The organism is Allobosea sp. P1_A7 (assembly GCF_056406775.1).
The window spans coordinates 1-13,710 of the sequence record NZ_JBFTZN010000176.1 but is presented as its reverse complement, the minus strand read 5'-3'; the positions used below and the strand labels follow the sequence as shown (position 1 = coordinate 13,710).

The window sequence follows — 13,710 nt, the reverse complement described above, 5'->3', positions numbered from 1 at the left end:
GGTCTCAGGGGCGCAGTGCGCCGGACCTGGATGCGTGCGCGACGATCCAAAAACGCTTCGGGTGACCGGGTTGAAGCCCGACCTGCACGGCCTGGGCGAGGTTGGCCCAGGTGATTTCAGTACCCTCCGCAATCCTGGTCAGGCACGCTTCTTCCGTCTCGTCTAAGAAAGTGCCGAGGAGATGCTTCAGAGCCGGATTCTTGCCATTCATGACCTCTGTCGGGGCACGCAGGACGTGCAAGAGCTCCTCTCGCTTGTATCCCAGTCGTGTGCTCGAATTGACGAAGGCCAGCGCTGAGCTGAGTGCCTCGTCCGGGGATAGCGTGAGATGAACCCGTGCGCCCTGCCCTACCCCGCCGATCCGCTCGAACAGCTCAACAATTGAACTCGGCGCTGACGGCGCGGCGCCCTGCGCGAAGAAAGCCTCGAACTCGTCGATGTGCATTCCAAACAAGCCGGCAGCCTGCGGCCCGAGTACATCGGCCTCGAGGCTGTCACCAACGAACAGAATCTGGTCCGGCTCCAAATTGAGCCGCCTGCAGGCCAATCGATAGATTTCGGCCTGCGGCTTCATCAGCCCGACCTCGAATGACAACACGAGTGCATTGGGTGCGCGCGGCAAGCAGCCGACCAGAGCCTCCGCGTACGGAGCAGCGAGGTTAGAGCAGACACCTACCCTCAACCCGAGATGACGCAACGTCTCCCAGACCGTTTCAATCCCCGGTCTGAGCTGCGTCGACGCGCATTCCGCTTCGAGATCGGCCTCGAGCGCGCTCAGTCTTGTATCGTCAGGTGTGATCGCGAGGTCGCGAGCAAGATCCCGCAGGCTAGTCGGTCTGGTCAGCGCCTTGGTCCCCCCTGCCGATGCGGTAACATCGCCCAGCAGCACTCTGTATGGCCTGCGCTTGTCGCCGATTTCGACGAGCGTTCCGAATCCGTCAAAGCAGACAGCCTGGATCTGAGGAACGACGCCAAGCCAAGTGAGATTCGCCTCCGTGTAGGGTGTGAATTCCCGGTCATTCTCGTTAGGCGGCACTCCGCCACACCTCCTGTCATAGACATGACGGCGGACGGCGATCAGATCATCGAGCGTGCCGCAGAGTAGTTCGAGGGGGGCCTGGCCATTGAATGGCGGTGCCGTATGGGCGCGTGTCATCCAGTCTCGTTCTTGATCCGCCGATGCCAGGAACTGTTGGAGTTCTGCGAACACGCCCAGGATCGCAGAGAGGCGCATGAGGAGGGCGGTTTCGAGCACGAGCGGGCCGTGCGAGCGCGCGATGCTTGACCACTCCTCGAATTGCTGCGGATCGCAATGCAGAAGCGCGCGGCGGTCTGCCGAAGACAGGTTCCAACGATCCGCGATGTTCAGGAACACTCGAAGCGCAGGCGCGCTCACGCGAGCGCGTTCGTCGAAGCGTCGATTTGTCATCGAAGTACTCCGGCCATTGTAGAAAGTTTTTCGGTAGATACAAGGAAGATGTATTGCGTCAGCCAACTAGAATAGCCCACACTCAAGTTGACAAACCCTAAGGAATCCCTGTTTACAGAAGAAATTATTCTATTTCGAACACATTTACCTTCAAGTCACGAAGTTTTCGAACGTCAAGACAGCAAGCGTGCCGCAGTTCGCCCTTTTTTGTCCATCCGCGAAACGACACTCGCGCAACGAGCCACGGCCTGACCCATCGCCAGAGCTGCTGCCGCCCGGTCATATCGATGAACGGTAGAGGTACCGTTAGCGCATCCATCTTCTTGCGAAGGGCGCCAGCGCTATGCTCGAGAAAGCCCCTGTCGACGGTGCCAACATAAACGAGTTGTCTCGTTTTGATCGCCGCCAGGCCGAGCGCACCGATCCCTCGCCTTTTATCGGCCGACGGCTGATAGCCGATGATGGGGAAGTACGCCGTTTGCAGGCACGTGATAGCAAGCCAATCGCCGCTGTTGCCAGAGCGATATGGCGCAAACCGTTTTTTTGCGACGATCCCGCGAAGGCCCAACCGATCGGCAGCCCTCAGAATATCGCTTCCGGGTGCGTCAATCTCCTCACTTAGGCGGATCGTGGCTTGAGAGCGCGAAACCAGAATGGCTAACATATTGCGGCGCTGCTGCAGCGGAAGCGGCCGTAGGTCGTGGCCATTCAGGCTTAGCAAGTCGAACGCGAAGAAGGTGGCCTCCTCGGCAACGCGTCCCCAAGAAAGAGCACTTCGTAGTCGCCACAACGCCGGAATGCCGCGCTCGTCGAGAATCGTCGCCGTGCCCTCKAGTATCGCGGCGCTCGCCCCCAACTGGCGCGCCGCCCGCTGGATGCCGGGAAAGCGCCAGCCCCAATCATAGCCTCTGATCGTACACAAAAGAACCGTGGCCCCCGAGATATGAATCTGCAGGCGACAACCATCCAAAAACAATTCATAGACCCATTCGGGACCGGTTGGCGGGAAACTCGCCGATGAGAATTCGCAAGGCGGTATAAACTGGGGAACGGGAAACCAACGGTTCCGCTCCCCCCCGAGATCAGCGTCGCCCTTGCCGGGCAGCTGCGTGAGTTTTTCGCACCGAACCGGACGCGCCCACACCGCCTTAACTCCGCAAACTCTCAAGCTTTCCAACGCATGCCTGGCCGATTGTTGCCTGCCCTGAAATCCAGACGCCTCCGGGCTCGACTGTGCCGGGCGGCTTTGTCATGCTTACGACCACATCGACTCGGCGCGTCGCATATCCGGGCGCAATTTCGTGGTACGTGAGCTCGAGGATAGAGCTATCGCAATGACGAGCTCAGTTCGCGAATGAAGGCCCCTCCGCAAAATCTGCCCCCCGCCGGCCTTAAATCCATCAGGCCGGCCAAGCCCTTCAATTATAGCAGTGCTATAAAGGTTTTCCATCTAAAAAATGATGGGCAGCTTCTCCTGACCTCGGTTGGGCTTCTTCCGCTGCCTGCAGACCAGGCAATTACCGGCCATGTGTGCCAAGCCGCCCGTTCGCTGCTCGACAAATCGCAAGCGTGGCTCTGGCAGAAAGCTGGAGTTTCGCGGAAGACCATTAATGACTTCGAAAATGGCTTCGCTCAACCTAAAATTTCACTAAATCTCAATCTGCGCCGAGCCCTCGAGAAAGAAGGCGCCATTTTCTTAGTTGGCGAGACAATGGTCGGCGTCGCCGTATTGAACGCTCCAGCCCCAATTATTGCTGAGCCTTCCGCGGCGGACAGGCCGCGTAAATTAACCACAACGACGTAATTTCGCTCCGCAATTTGATATCATTGCTATAATTAGCGCACTGGATCTATGCCCTGAAGGGCAATGGCTGTTCGGCTACGCCTCCTATTGCAAGCCCAGAATCGTCTCCCGCCACTGCTGCCGCCCCGACGTCCGCAAACCGCGAGATGTCGGGCCGCATCGCTACAGGGGAAGGTTATGATCGCCATTAAAGTCACCAAACAGATTTATCCAACAGCTCAAAGGCCTGGCGCGAGTCATGCTCGGCGTCGAAAAAACAGAAGATCAGGAGCAGCATTGCCCGCCCGGCCCTTTCGAGCTCCTTGGGAAACGCGTCAGTCAGATGAATTGCTGGATCATGAATTTGATGAACTGGGCTGCGAGGTTTTTACCCTCCTGAGAATTGCCATCCAAAAGTAAGACCAGCAGCCATCGGCCGCTGAGAAAAGCCAGCCCTTGAGATCGCTTCCGCGCGCTGCGCGACACTTCATCGCCCAGGCGCAGCGCGGCGTCGCGTTACGCCGGCTCTACTGAATGAGGATATTTTCTGGTGACCACCCGGCGCCACCGCCCCAGAAAGGGGCGCGGACACCTAGTAAAAATTTACATCGTCCAACACACACAATTAGCCCATCCAAGTGAGCCGGCTAATGTCTTTAGCCGGCCGTATCACATCTGATCATTATTGTCAAATCGATATAGTAAATTGCAGCAATACCGAATATGTAAAAAATTATCATCGACATGAAAAAGAATATGGATTAGCAAACTCTCTATCATCAAAATAATAAGCGGCAGCACGATCAATAATTGCCGTGAGGATACCGTGCAGGCACTTCAGTCAAGCGAAGGCTCTGCATATAAATGTTCCCGCGCCTCGCATGTGGGAGAGTCCCATGAACAATATTGCGAAGCTATTGATACGGCTGGGCCAAATCCAGGCAGAATTTGGCGACACGGCCGCTTCACGTGCTGCTCATGCCGCCTCCGTGGCAGTGGCGAAAAGCGTTCTTGCGCGCGCAGAACCTAACCCGCGAGAAGGTAAGCCGGTTGCTACGGCAGAAATTATCCCATTTCCGAAACTGTCGGGCACGCCTGCCAGACCGCGCAGATAGCGTCACGATACGGCCAGGCCAAATTAAATCCGCGCGTCGTGCATGCACGATGCGGAGCCGCGTAATGAACAGTTCATCGCACCGCAAAACAGCGCGCTTATTGAAAGATCTTCACCATGATCTCTTATAAGAAGCTCGCCCGTTACCCCATACGACCAATCACCCAGGCGGCTAGGACCTCTCGGATAAATTGTAGCGAGGGCTGCCCAGCACCGCCCCACGCCACCCACAAGGCTGCCTCTAAAATTGGGCTGCCTAGGGTTGGCTTGAAGACTGGCAATCCCTCCACGCGACCGAACAGGACCTGGACACCGCCTCTTGCATCGGTGGCGAGCCGCAGACCGCCCAAAAGATCGCGCGGCTCGTTTTGTGGATCGTTCGTGAATCCCAGGACAAATCGAGAAGTTGTTTTCGAAAGCACACTTGAACGCGATCTGGCCTATATTCTCCTAACCACTGCTTCAGTTCGCGATTTGCGCGATCAGGTTGGGCCAATCGAGTACCTTGACGATAACGGCTTGCGACGGTCGCATACACTGGATTTCGTCGCAGAGCTAAAAAGCGGCAATCGCGCCGCGATTGCAGTAAAGCCTGCGCGGCGCGTCGAAGCCAGCGGTATTCGTCGGACGTTGGACCAAATTCGCTCTCAAAATAACAGCGTGGCCGAATATTTTGAAGCGTGCACCGGCAATCATATAACCACCGACCGGTCATCCAACGCTCGTTTGATGCACCGCGCCCTCCGGGCGAAGAGCAATTCAGACGCGTCCATGATCATGACCTTTGCCGCGACGCTGCGCGGCGCTGTAACCATCAGGGCGTTACTTTCTTCGACCAGAGACGATGGCGACGGTTTCATGGCAGTTGCTTTCCTCATAGCCGAAGGCGCTCTCGAGCACCTCGGCCTTGGCCGCATTTCCCGTGACAGCTTCGTGCGCTTGCGCCGCACCAACGCAGATGGAGAAAATCCCCATGAAAAGCGCCCGCAAATTGACTCACGCTGAGCTTTCGGGAAGCCCCACTCCGCGGTGGCGCCTTGGCTCGCACGATAAGATCACGGTCGATAAAGAGATCGACTACGTTCCAGTCTCATCCGACGAATGTGGTCATGTCCTGCGTCGCGTCGACAATCCGAACCTCTGCGAATCCTTTAGTCATCAAGATTTCGAAGATTTGCGGCGCAACGGCCGCCTAAGTGTGAGCCGGGGATTTTATCTGACCGCTAAGGCAAAACTGCGATGCGTCGAAGATGCTGGGCTCGTTACCGACTTTAACAGCAACAAGCAGATCAAAGCACAATGGCAAAAAACGATTTGTGACCGCTTGTTACGGATGGAAGCCGACGGGACCGCATCTCGCTCTGATCGCTCGCTGAGGCTGGCGACCGCTCAGATCGTGGGTGACTTACTCGCGACAGAGTTTAGCAACGGACGCTGCGGAAGTGCTGACGTGACTGTCAAGCGTCCACCGAGCCCAAGGACGCTGCGACGGTGGCTCGGCCGTTACGAGGCCACTGGCTATAACGTTGCGGCATTGTTCGACCGTTACAGTCGATGTGGTGACCGCATAACAATACGGTTCGGCGCTGAAGAGCGAACGCTCATGCACCAGTTCGCCGAGAAGTATGCGAGCACTCGCAAGCCTTCGATGGCAGGTCTTTTCCGAGACCTATGCGGTGAGATTGATAAAATTAACACAGAGCGACGTAAATCCGGCATGCGAAGCTTGACTGCGCCAAGCCGAAAGTCCTTTGAGCGCATCGTCAACGACCTCGATCCCTTTCTCGTCGAAGCCGGGCGAACCTCCCCTGAGGCGGCGCGAAAGAAGTTCTATATCGTGCGCGGTGGACTGGATGTTCTGAGACCGTTTGAGCGACTTGAGTTCGATGAATACTTGATTCCACTTCAGGCCCTGCTGATGGATGCKGGCATCTGGGCTGAGCTTGAACCGGCTCAACGAGACGAAGTTGTGCGTCTCCGATATTGGTTGTCTGCAGGTCTCGACGCCGCGACCCGTTGCTGCGTAGCGGCGCTCCTCTCCGAGAAGGTCTCCGCGTCATCTGCAGTGGCGACCTTGGAGATGGCGGTGAACGACAAGTCGACCTACGCGGCAGCGGCTGGATGTCGATCGCCATGGGATATGATGGGGACCCACGAGACGGCCTGTYAGGACAACGCCTCCCAATATATTGGACACGAGTATTGGGCCGCAAATACGGATCTCGGGTCAGAGGTCTTGTTTCCACCTGCCGGAATGCCGCAAATGCGCGGGCGAATTGAGCGCTTCTTCAAGACTATGAACAAGGGCTTGTTCTCTCGAGCGGACGGACAGACGTTTGAGAACATCGTTGTGAAGGGTGACTACGACGCCGAGGCAAGGGCCGTACTGGACATTGCTGAAATCGGTCGCATGATCGTGCGGTGGATCGTTGACGTTTATCATAACCAACCACATGACGGCCTCGGCGGTGAGACGCCCCGAAACGCTTGGTTACGCCTCTCTCGGGATTATCCGCCAATGCCGCCGCCGGATGAGGACGTAAGCCGTCATATCTTCGGTGTTACAGTTGAGCACCGAATAGGTAATGCGGGTATTCGCGTGCTTGGGCTGCGTTATCAAAGCCTCGAGCTGCAGCATCTGCGCCGTGACTTTTTCCGCAAGAACGTGCTGGTTCGTATCAATCCCGCGGACCTTGGCTATATTTCCGTTCGGACAAAGGAAGCATGGATCACAGTTCCTTGTCAGCGCACGGGCTTTGACGGTGTTAATGTCACGCATTGGCTCGAGGCCGAACAACTCTTGCGACGGTCGAATGCGAACATGGCCAAGTTGACCGAGCCGATCGTTTTTCAAGCCCTGCAAGACATCCAGGCGACCGCCGACGAAGCTGTAAAGCGGGCAGGGATTTCTTCGCCTATCCTTACATCTGCAGATATCGCCAAGTTCGAACGGACACGCTTTCAGAGCTTTGATTTCGCAAGGGGCCCCGAAGATGGCCCCGCAATCTTGGGTGAAGTTCTGCGAAATGACCCCGATGAGCAGCGTAAGGCAGCTCAAGACAATTCGCCGCCAGGAGATCGGAAGGATGAGGCCGACGACGACTTCTTCGTAGAGGAYTGAACATGGCAACGAGGAGCTCCCCTAACGGCCCGAAAGAGCTCGCAGTAACCCGAATGCGTCGTCTCCAGTCGGAGCGGCGCGCCCGCAGCGGGGACGTGATGGCCGGCATCTTGTCAGCCTACTTCTATACGGCCCGAGACCGGCTGTTAGAAGCTGAGCTCGACCTTCTGATCGACAGTTTCCTGGTCGCCGAAGGCGTTACTTCAAGCCAGCCATCTCACGGTGTCGGACGCCTCCGGGAAGGGCGGGCCCTGACCGTGATCGGAGGGTCCGGGACCGGCAAGTCGCGGGCTTTGGATCGCCACTTCCTGAAGCGAGGTGAGTTCGAAGGCTACGGCGACCCGAATTCCGACTGCATGCTGATCTCTGTCATCGCCCCCTCCMCCTCCACGCTTAGGCTCCTCGGACTGGAAGTGCTGTGCGCGCTTGGTTATGAAGTGGCCCGAGAGCTCAAGGAGAACGTGGTCTGGAACCTCGTAAACCATCAACTGGAGCTACGTGGCATCCGCTTTCTTCATGTCGACGAACTTCAGCATGTTCAGCAGTCCCGAAACACCGTCGAGATCGGGAAGATTCAAGACACGCTGAAACGCCTAATGCAGAACCCGAAATGGCCCGTCTGGCTGATCCTATCTGGGCTGCCAAGCATCACAACGATGCTCTGTGGAAACGAGGATGACGAGGATGACGAGGGAACTGAGCAAGTGTGGCGGCGCATTCGCTATGTCGTCTTCGAAGACTTGAAGCTCGAAAAAGATGCCCACCTTATACGGCAATTGATCAAATCATTCGGCGCGGAAAGGGCTGCTCTCTCGATCAATGTTGGAGAACGACGAGTTTATCGCTCGCCTTCTACACGCTTCCGTCTACCGCCTCGGAATAGCAATTGAATTGGTTCAGGACGCCACCTGGAATGCCCTCCTCCAAGGCACTGACGTTCTTGGAGTGCATCATTTTGCAGTTGCCCTCGCCGCGCGCACCGGCTGCGGTTTGGATGCCAACATCTTCACAGCCCTGCCTGCCGATTGGCACCTGATTGATCCTCGGGCAGCACTTCGGCGCAGAGTCTTTCCTTGGGCCGACTTGGAGGATGATAAATCGAAAAAGGCCAGGGCTCCGCGCTGCGTGAGAAGCAAATGACCCAGCAGCTTCCCCCCCAGATGACCGTTGCTCAGGGTGACAGTGAAACGCCCGCGAGCCTTTGCTCACGCAATGCGCTGCTGGTCGGCCGCACCGCTCGCGACTTCTGCAGGGATGCAGGCTTCGCGTTCCAAGACATTGTCGATGGCGTTTCGCCTTCCCTTGAGCGCCTGGTATACCGTTGCCGAGCGAGTTCTAACGCACTCCGAGCAACCGCCACCGTAAGAACCAGCGGCCGCCACTACGCGATCGGCGAACAGATCTTGACGCGAGAAACATTGTGCCGAGCGGCGGTCCGGGTTTGCCCCCACTGCCTCGCTCTCGACATTGAGACAGGGCGAGGGCCGAATTCCACCCGGGCATTTGGCAGGCTGAACTGGCTTATTGAGCCGCTTCGAACCTGCCCAGAACACGAAGTTGGACTAGTGACCATCTCAGACGATAGGCGTGCGGCGCGGCTGCACGACTTCGCGATGCAGGTACAGCCGGCGCTATCTGAGCTCGGCCGTTGGATTGGTGAAGCTCCGCAGCGGCGGCCGTCCCCGCTTGAAAACTACCTTTCCAATCGGCTGAGCGGTAAGAAACAGGACGAGGCCTCATTCCTGAACGCCCTGCCGTTCTACGCTGCGGCGACGACCTGCGAAGTGTTGGGAGCGGCAGCCGTTAGGGGTATCCGCGTCAGCGTGGCCTCGCTTACTGACGCCGAGTGGCAGGACGCGGGGAGCGCCGGATATGAGATAGCGGTGATCGGAGAAAAAGGTATCCGAGGCCTTCTTACCAGCCTGCAAGAGCAGGCTGGGCCCTCAAAGGGCGATTGGGGACTTCAGTCTCTGTTCGGGCGAGTGCACAGGTGGCTCCGGGAGCAAATTGGCGATTCAGCCTACGATCCCGTTCAGGAACTTTATAGGCAGCACGTCATCGAGTCGCTCCCCGTGGGACCGGGAGACGTGATCCTAGGCCGCGAGGTGGCCATCCGCCGCCTGCATTCAGTACGAACAGCTTGGCGGGAAACGGGAGCCCACAGCAAGCGCCTGCGAAAGCTGCTTCATGCGGCCGGTCATATTTCGACAGCTCAGCTCGCTCTAACGGATGATACCATTCTTTTTAACGCCGACGCCGCCCGCAATTTGCTCGGTCTTATTTCGGAGCAGATGTCACTACAGGAGGCGAGKAAATATCTGAATATTCCTCATCATACTGAACGGCAACTCTTTGAAGCGGGACACCTGCGCCCTTTCATGGTCGGCGGTATCGACCGATCCTTCAACCATGCTTTCGCCAAGCGAGACCTCGATCTGTTCCTTGAAAGCCTGATGAAGGACGCAGTCGAAATTGAGCCGAGCAAAGAGGGTTATCTGCCGATTAGCGCCGCCGCGACGCGAATCGGTTGCACTGCAGTTCAGATAGTCGAACTCATTCTGAGCCGCAAAACTAAGCGGGTGCGGTTTCGACCGGAGGTTTCGGGGTTCTCATCCAWCTTGGTTGACACAGATGAGATTCGGTCCCTTCTCAACAAAACGGTCGAGGGGGTCCTTTCGCTGAAGCAGGTCGAAAAAAAGCTAAAAACCGACTACAAAGTTGTTCAGAATCTGGTCGATATTGGCGAGCTTCCCGTCAGTACAGTTGTAAATCCAATAACCCATTGGAAGCAACGCGTCATTTCGGAAGAAGACCTTGACCGTTTTTCGCTTCGCTTCGCTTCACTGCATACCCTCGCGAGGGAGTCTGGCGTTTCCTTCCGGAAGATCGAAGACAAATTCCGAGAGAAAGGAATTGAACCCGCTTTCGACCGAGAAAAGGTGCAAGCCAGATTTTATGAGCGGATCGCCGTCGAGCATTGCATCGCCGAACTCGCCAAATAGCCATCCTAGCAGCGCGTCAATCTGGAATCTCCAAGCCTCCGGTTTCCGGAGGCTTCTTTGTACGCGTTGTTTGCCTCAGAAAGGCTTGAGATATTGAGCGATGATCTGAGGCAGCACTTCGGGTTACGATCGAGGATGGCTGCGGCACTTTCGGAAAAAATAGCTATATATCACAGCACCTTACGAAGATCCCTGCGGCATCCATTGGGTACCGCTACAACTGATACTGCTGAAAATCGGGGCATAGTGTTGCCGCGATTGTAGTAGGTCGAGTTCCGCAATCAGCGATAGGGCGCCCGGTCCCGGCCGGGCGCCTTTCATTTGAAGAACCGAGCGCTCCCGAGGTCCCCCAGTCGTTCATTTTTKGTTTTCGCGGACGGCTGAACGGCCTGAGCAGGCAGGATCTGAAACGGGCGAGCCATAAAGGTGCCGCCGTTGCGACGCGGTCCGGAAGCAGACAGCGTCAGGGAGCGCCTGAATTTCTGGCCAAGGCACTTCCAAAGCGCTCGTGGTCCGCCACGAACGCCGACTCATCCACACCTACGGCTCATCCGCTGCGCGGTCGTGATGGGCTCTGGTGCTGTGCTTGTCGCATAGCGCTTCACCAGCCAGAACGGTATCCACAACCGCCATAAACGAACTCAGCGCTGGATAAAAAATTGGGGGGGGGCAACCTCACCAGCGCGGCGAATCCGGTATCGATACCGGCGGAACATGCATTGGCCATCTGGAACGACCTTCGCCGAGTTCCGGCACTCGGCCAGCCCTCTCCTCTTACATGTCTGTCTTGATGCTGTCGAAACCTGCCGCACGCTGGAGGGATACTTGCAAGGCTTCCGCCGCCGACAAGAAGCTTGCCGATGCTGCACTGACGAGCTTCATGAAAAAATGCGAAAGCGACGCTGCTAAAGCGTGCGACGTGACTGCCGCCGAACGAAAACTGTCGGGCGCCGCGAAGTCGAGCTTCACTAAGAAGTGCGTCAGTGACGCTGTCGGGGCGTGACGCATCAGCTGCGCGGTGACCAAGAGGCTTGAGCGTCGCGGCCTCGATTGGATGAAGCGCGCCGCGGACGAAGCGATGACAACGGCGGGCAACCTCCGGCCGTTGTGCGCTCCACGCCCACCTGTGCATCGAACACGCGCTGGACATGGCCACGATCTCTTCATCAGGCACGGCGATAGGCCATGCGCATGCGCGCGACGAGACCCCGGCGACCAGGCTCCCGCCGCGTAGAACCTGACACGAGCGCGCCTACGAAGGCATCGCCTTGAGAGCTAACGCCTTCCCGCTTTGGGGACTCAGAGACGCCCGGCGCGCCGTGATGGAGTAGCGGGCGTGATTGACGGCAAGGGCCATCGTCGCATCCTCGCTTGTCATCCGGGTCGGGGGCCTCGATCTGGCTCGCCAGGGGCGTGAGCGCCATCAGCTTGGTTTTGGAGACGAAGAGGGTCCGGCCTATCGCCCCTGCGACGAGATTGAGCATCGTGTCGGGCGCGACAAGTCGGTAGGTCACTGCGAGTGTCGTCACGGTGTCGTCGGGGGTCGCGGGGTGCGATCTGAACGCGCCTTCGGGAACATCGTAGGATTCGAAGGCCGGAAAGCGTCGATTGAAGGCATCGGCGTCGGAGAACGCCAGGATCGTCGGTGTCCCTGCGGTACCCTTCGCCATGGCGTTTACTGCGCCAATAACCTCTCCCGGCCCAACCGGCCCGACGGCAAGGATCGCCGCGATATGCCGTTGGTGAACCGCGGCAATCATGTCGTCAGGCGCGAGAAAGACCCGCTTCACATCATGAGGCGCGACATTGTAATAGCCCAGGATGACATCGAGTAGCGCGGCGTTGACCTCCTGCAGACGCCCCTGCGGAATTGCGATCGTCTTGCCGGAAAGCTTGCCGATACTGTCGACGGGCGATTTCGGCGGCAGAACGAAGGCGACGACATCGCGACGGAGAATCGCAATCGTCTGTCCGTTGGTCGGTGGCGAGACGTCGCTGCGGATCACGGCGAGATCCGCCTCGTCAGCTTCGATCGCCTTCGAGCTCGCAGCCAGATCTTTGACCGGCAGCGGCTGAAGTCTGATCCGGGGATGATCCCTGGTCGTCTCCGTGATGAGGGCGCCAACGAGACGCTGCGCGTCGGTGCCAAGCGCTCCCGTCGTCACCCGCACGGTCGCGTGGGGTGACCAGAAATGGATCGTGGCGGCAATAGCGGCAACGACGAGAAAACCCGCTGTCCATGCTGCAAATCGCACAACCCTGGTCCTCAATCATCCGCCGACCTGGCCGAGACCGGCCACCGACGAAGCTGCTGCGGGAAACGTGCAGCCTCTCGGACGGCAAGACACAACGGGAAGGCAAGACTCTACTTAGAGGTTGGGACGCCTGCACCGTTCGCGCCTTCCGGTGATGATGAGGCAGCCGCACGCTGCCGTCCACCTTCAGACGGCTCATCAAGGTGCCCATTCCTCGCGGTGCAGCGTGTTCTGGCGCGCGAACAGGACATGCGCAGCAAAGAGAGTGCGGCCTGACACGGAGGACGAGCACGGCCCTCCGGCAGCGCGCCCTACCCGCATAGGCGAGCCGGAATGCGACAATCAAAGGCAGTGAAGCAACGCTGCTGGTCAGGTTCATCAGTCGCCCAAGGTAGAGGCCCCTCTCTGCGCTCCGGAGCAACGGACCCCTCCCCTTGGACGCAACTGAGCCCTTGCGATCATTGTAGGATGGGCTGCGGGTGGCGATCAGGCCGGGCATCAGAAGCGCCATCGTGAAGATCGGCTATCGCAGGAAACGCGGCAAAGCCGCCATACGCGAGACTATGGTGCAACGGCCACCTTGCGGGATACGCTGGATGTGCCGGGTCGAATCGCTAGCCTGGCTGCAATCGTCGGCGCAGTACTTGGCGCCTCTTCGGAGCCCCTAGGTCAATGACCATCACAGAGGAACTCGTGTCGCCGAAGACATCGCTCCAGAAAAACCCATTCGCCATCTTGGGCGCGACGACGAGAGACAACCGAAGCCGCCTTATCGAACTGGCCGATGAAGTTGCTCTGGTAGCCGATGGCGACGAGGGCCAGAAGGCCCAATCCACCCTGTTGAACATCCGGACGCGGCTAGGAGCCCGTCCGAGTAACGATTTTGGGGCGATTATGACGGGAAGGCTGGGCGGGAGATTTCGGTGCCCGGTCCTCATCTTGAGGCTTTTGCAAGCTTCAGGAGGTTGTGAGCGGTACAGATCATTGCCCATTCGCCTCGGACCTG

The 13,710-nt window shown here is 58.0% G+C and carries 10 protein-coding genes; 6 read left to right on the top strand and 4 right to left on the bottom strand.

Annotated elements, in window-relative coordinates; translation table 11 throughout:
* Positions 1–4 precede the first annotated feature (4 nt).
* Entirely contained in the window at positions 5–1,429 is a 1,425-nt protein-coding gene (locus tag AC1D34_RS25165; protein ID WP_476825672.1) for an HAD family hydrolase, read from the bottom strand.
* Between the two features lie 124 nt (positions 1,430–1,553).
* Positions 1,554–2,573, bottom strand: coding sequence for an ATP dependent DNA ligase (locus AC1D34_RS25160; protein WP_476825671.1), 1,020 nt, complete (start codon positions 2,571–2,573; stop codon positions 1,554–1,556).
* A gap of 210 nt (positions 2,574–2,783) precedes the next feature.
* Between AC1D34_RS25160 and AC1D34_RS25155 the strand changes: the two genes are divergently transcribed.
* From AC1D34_RS25155 to AC1D34_RS25135, 5 genes are all read left to right on the top strand, one after another.
* A complete protein-coding gene (locus tag AC1D34_RS25155) occupies positions 2,784–3,233 on the top strand; it encodes a helix-turn-helix domain-containing protein (protein ID WP_476825670.1) in 450 nt (149 codons plus the stop codon).
* A gap of 1,474 nt (positions 3,234–4,707) precedes the next feature.
* Positions 4,708–5,331, top strand: coding sequence for a PDDEXK family nuclease (locus AC1D34_RS25150; protein WP_476825669.1), 624 nt, complete (start codon positions 4,708–4,710; stop codon positions 5,329–5,331).
* Positions 5,300–7,447, top strand: coding sequence for a Mu transposase C-terminal domain-containing protein (locus AC1D34_RS25145; protein WP_476825668.1), 2,148 nt, complete (start codon positions 5,300–5,302; stop codon positions 7,445–7,447). Before AC1D34_RS25150 ends, AC1D34_RS25145 begins: the two co-directional genes overlap by 32 nt.
* 53 nt (positions 7,448–7,500) lie before the next feature.
* The gene (locus AC1D34_RS25140) at positions 7,501–8,337 is read left to right on the top strand and encodes an ATP-binding protein (protein ID WP_476825667.1); all 837 of its coding nucleotides are present in this window, start codon (positions 7,501–7,503) and stop codon (positions 8,335–8,337) included.
* 246 nt (positions 8,338–8,583) lie between these two features.
* On the top strand, positions 8,584–10,449 hold the full coding sequence (locus AC1D34_RS25135; protein ID WP_476825666.1) for a TniQ family protein: 1,866 nt from the start codon (positions 8,584–8,586) through the stop codon (positions 10,447–10,449).
* 774 nt (positions 10,450–11,223) lie between these two features.
* On the opposite strand, the gene AC1D34_RS25130 is transcribed toward AC1D34_RS25135, so the two are convergent.
* Together AC1D34_RS25130 and AC1D34_RS25125 are read right to left on the bottom strand one after the other, a co-directional pair.
* Positions 11,224–11,475, bottom strand: a complete 252-nt coding sequence (locus AC1D34_RS25130) for a hypothetical protein (protein WP_441505381.1) — start codon at positions 11,473–11,475, stop codon at positions 11,224–11,226.
* Between the two features lie 140 nt (positions 11,476–11,615).
* Positions 11,616–12,704 carry a TAXI family TRAP transporter solute-binding subunit gene (locus AC1D34_RS25125; RefSeq protein ID WP_476825665.1) on the bottom strand — a complete coding sequence of 363 codons (1,089 nt, stop codon included), beginning with the start codon at positions 12,702–12,704 and terminating at the stop codon, positions 11,616–11,618.
* Between the two features lie 672 nt (positions 12,705–13,376).
* Between AC1D34_RS25125 and AC1D34_RS25120 the strand changes: the two genes are divergently transcribed.
* On the top strand, positions 13,377–13,710 hold a 334-nt coding region (locus AC1D34_RS25120), incomplete at its 3' end, for a hypothetical protein (protein WP_476825664.1).

What these genes read in the sequence shown, in the direction of transcription:
- AC1D34_RS25165 (WP_476825672.1), bottom strand. Translation starts at nt 1,429, where the DNA reads ATGACAAATCGACGCTTCGACGAACGCGCTCGCGTGAGCGCGCCTGCG.
- AC1D34_RS25155 (WP_476825670.1), top strand. Translation starts at nt 2,784, where the DNA reads ATGAAGGCCCCTCCGCAAAATCTGCCCCCCGCCGGCCTTAAATCCATC.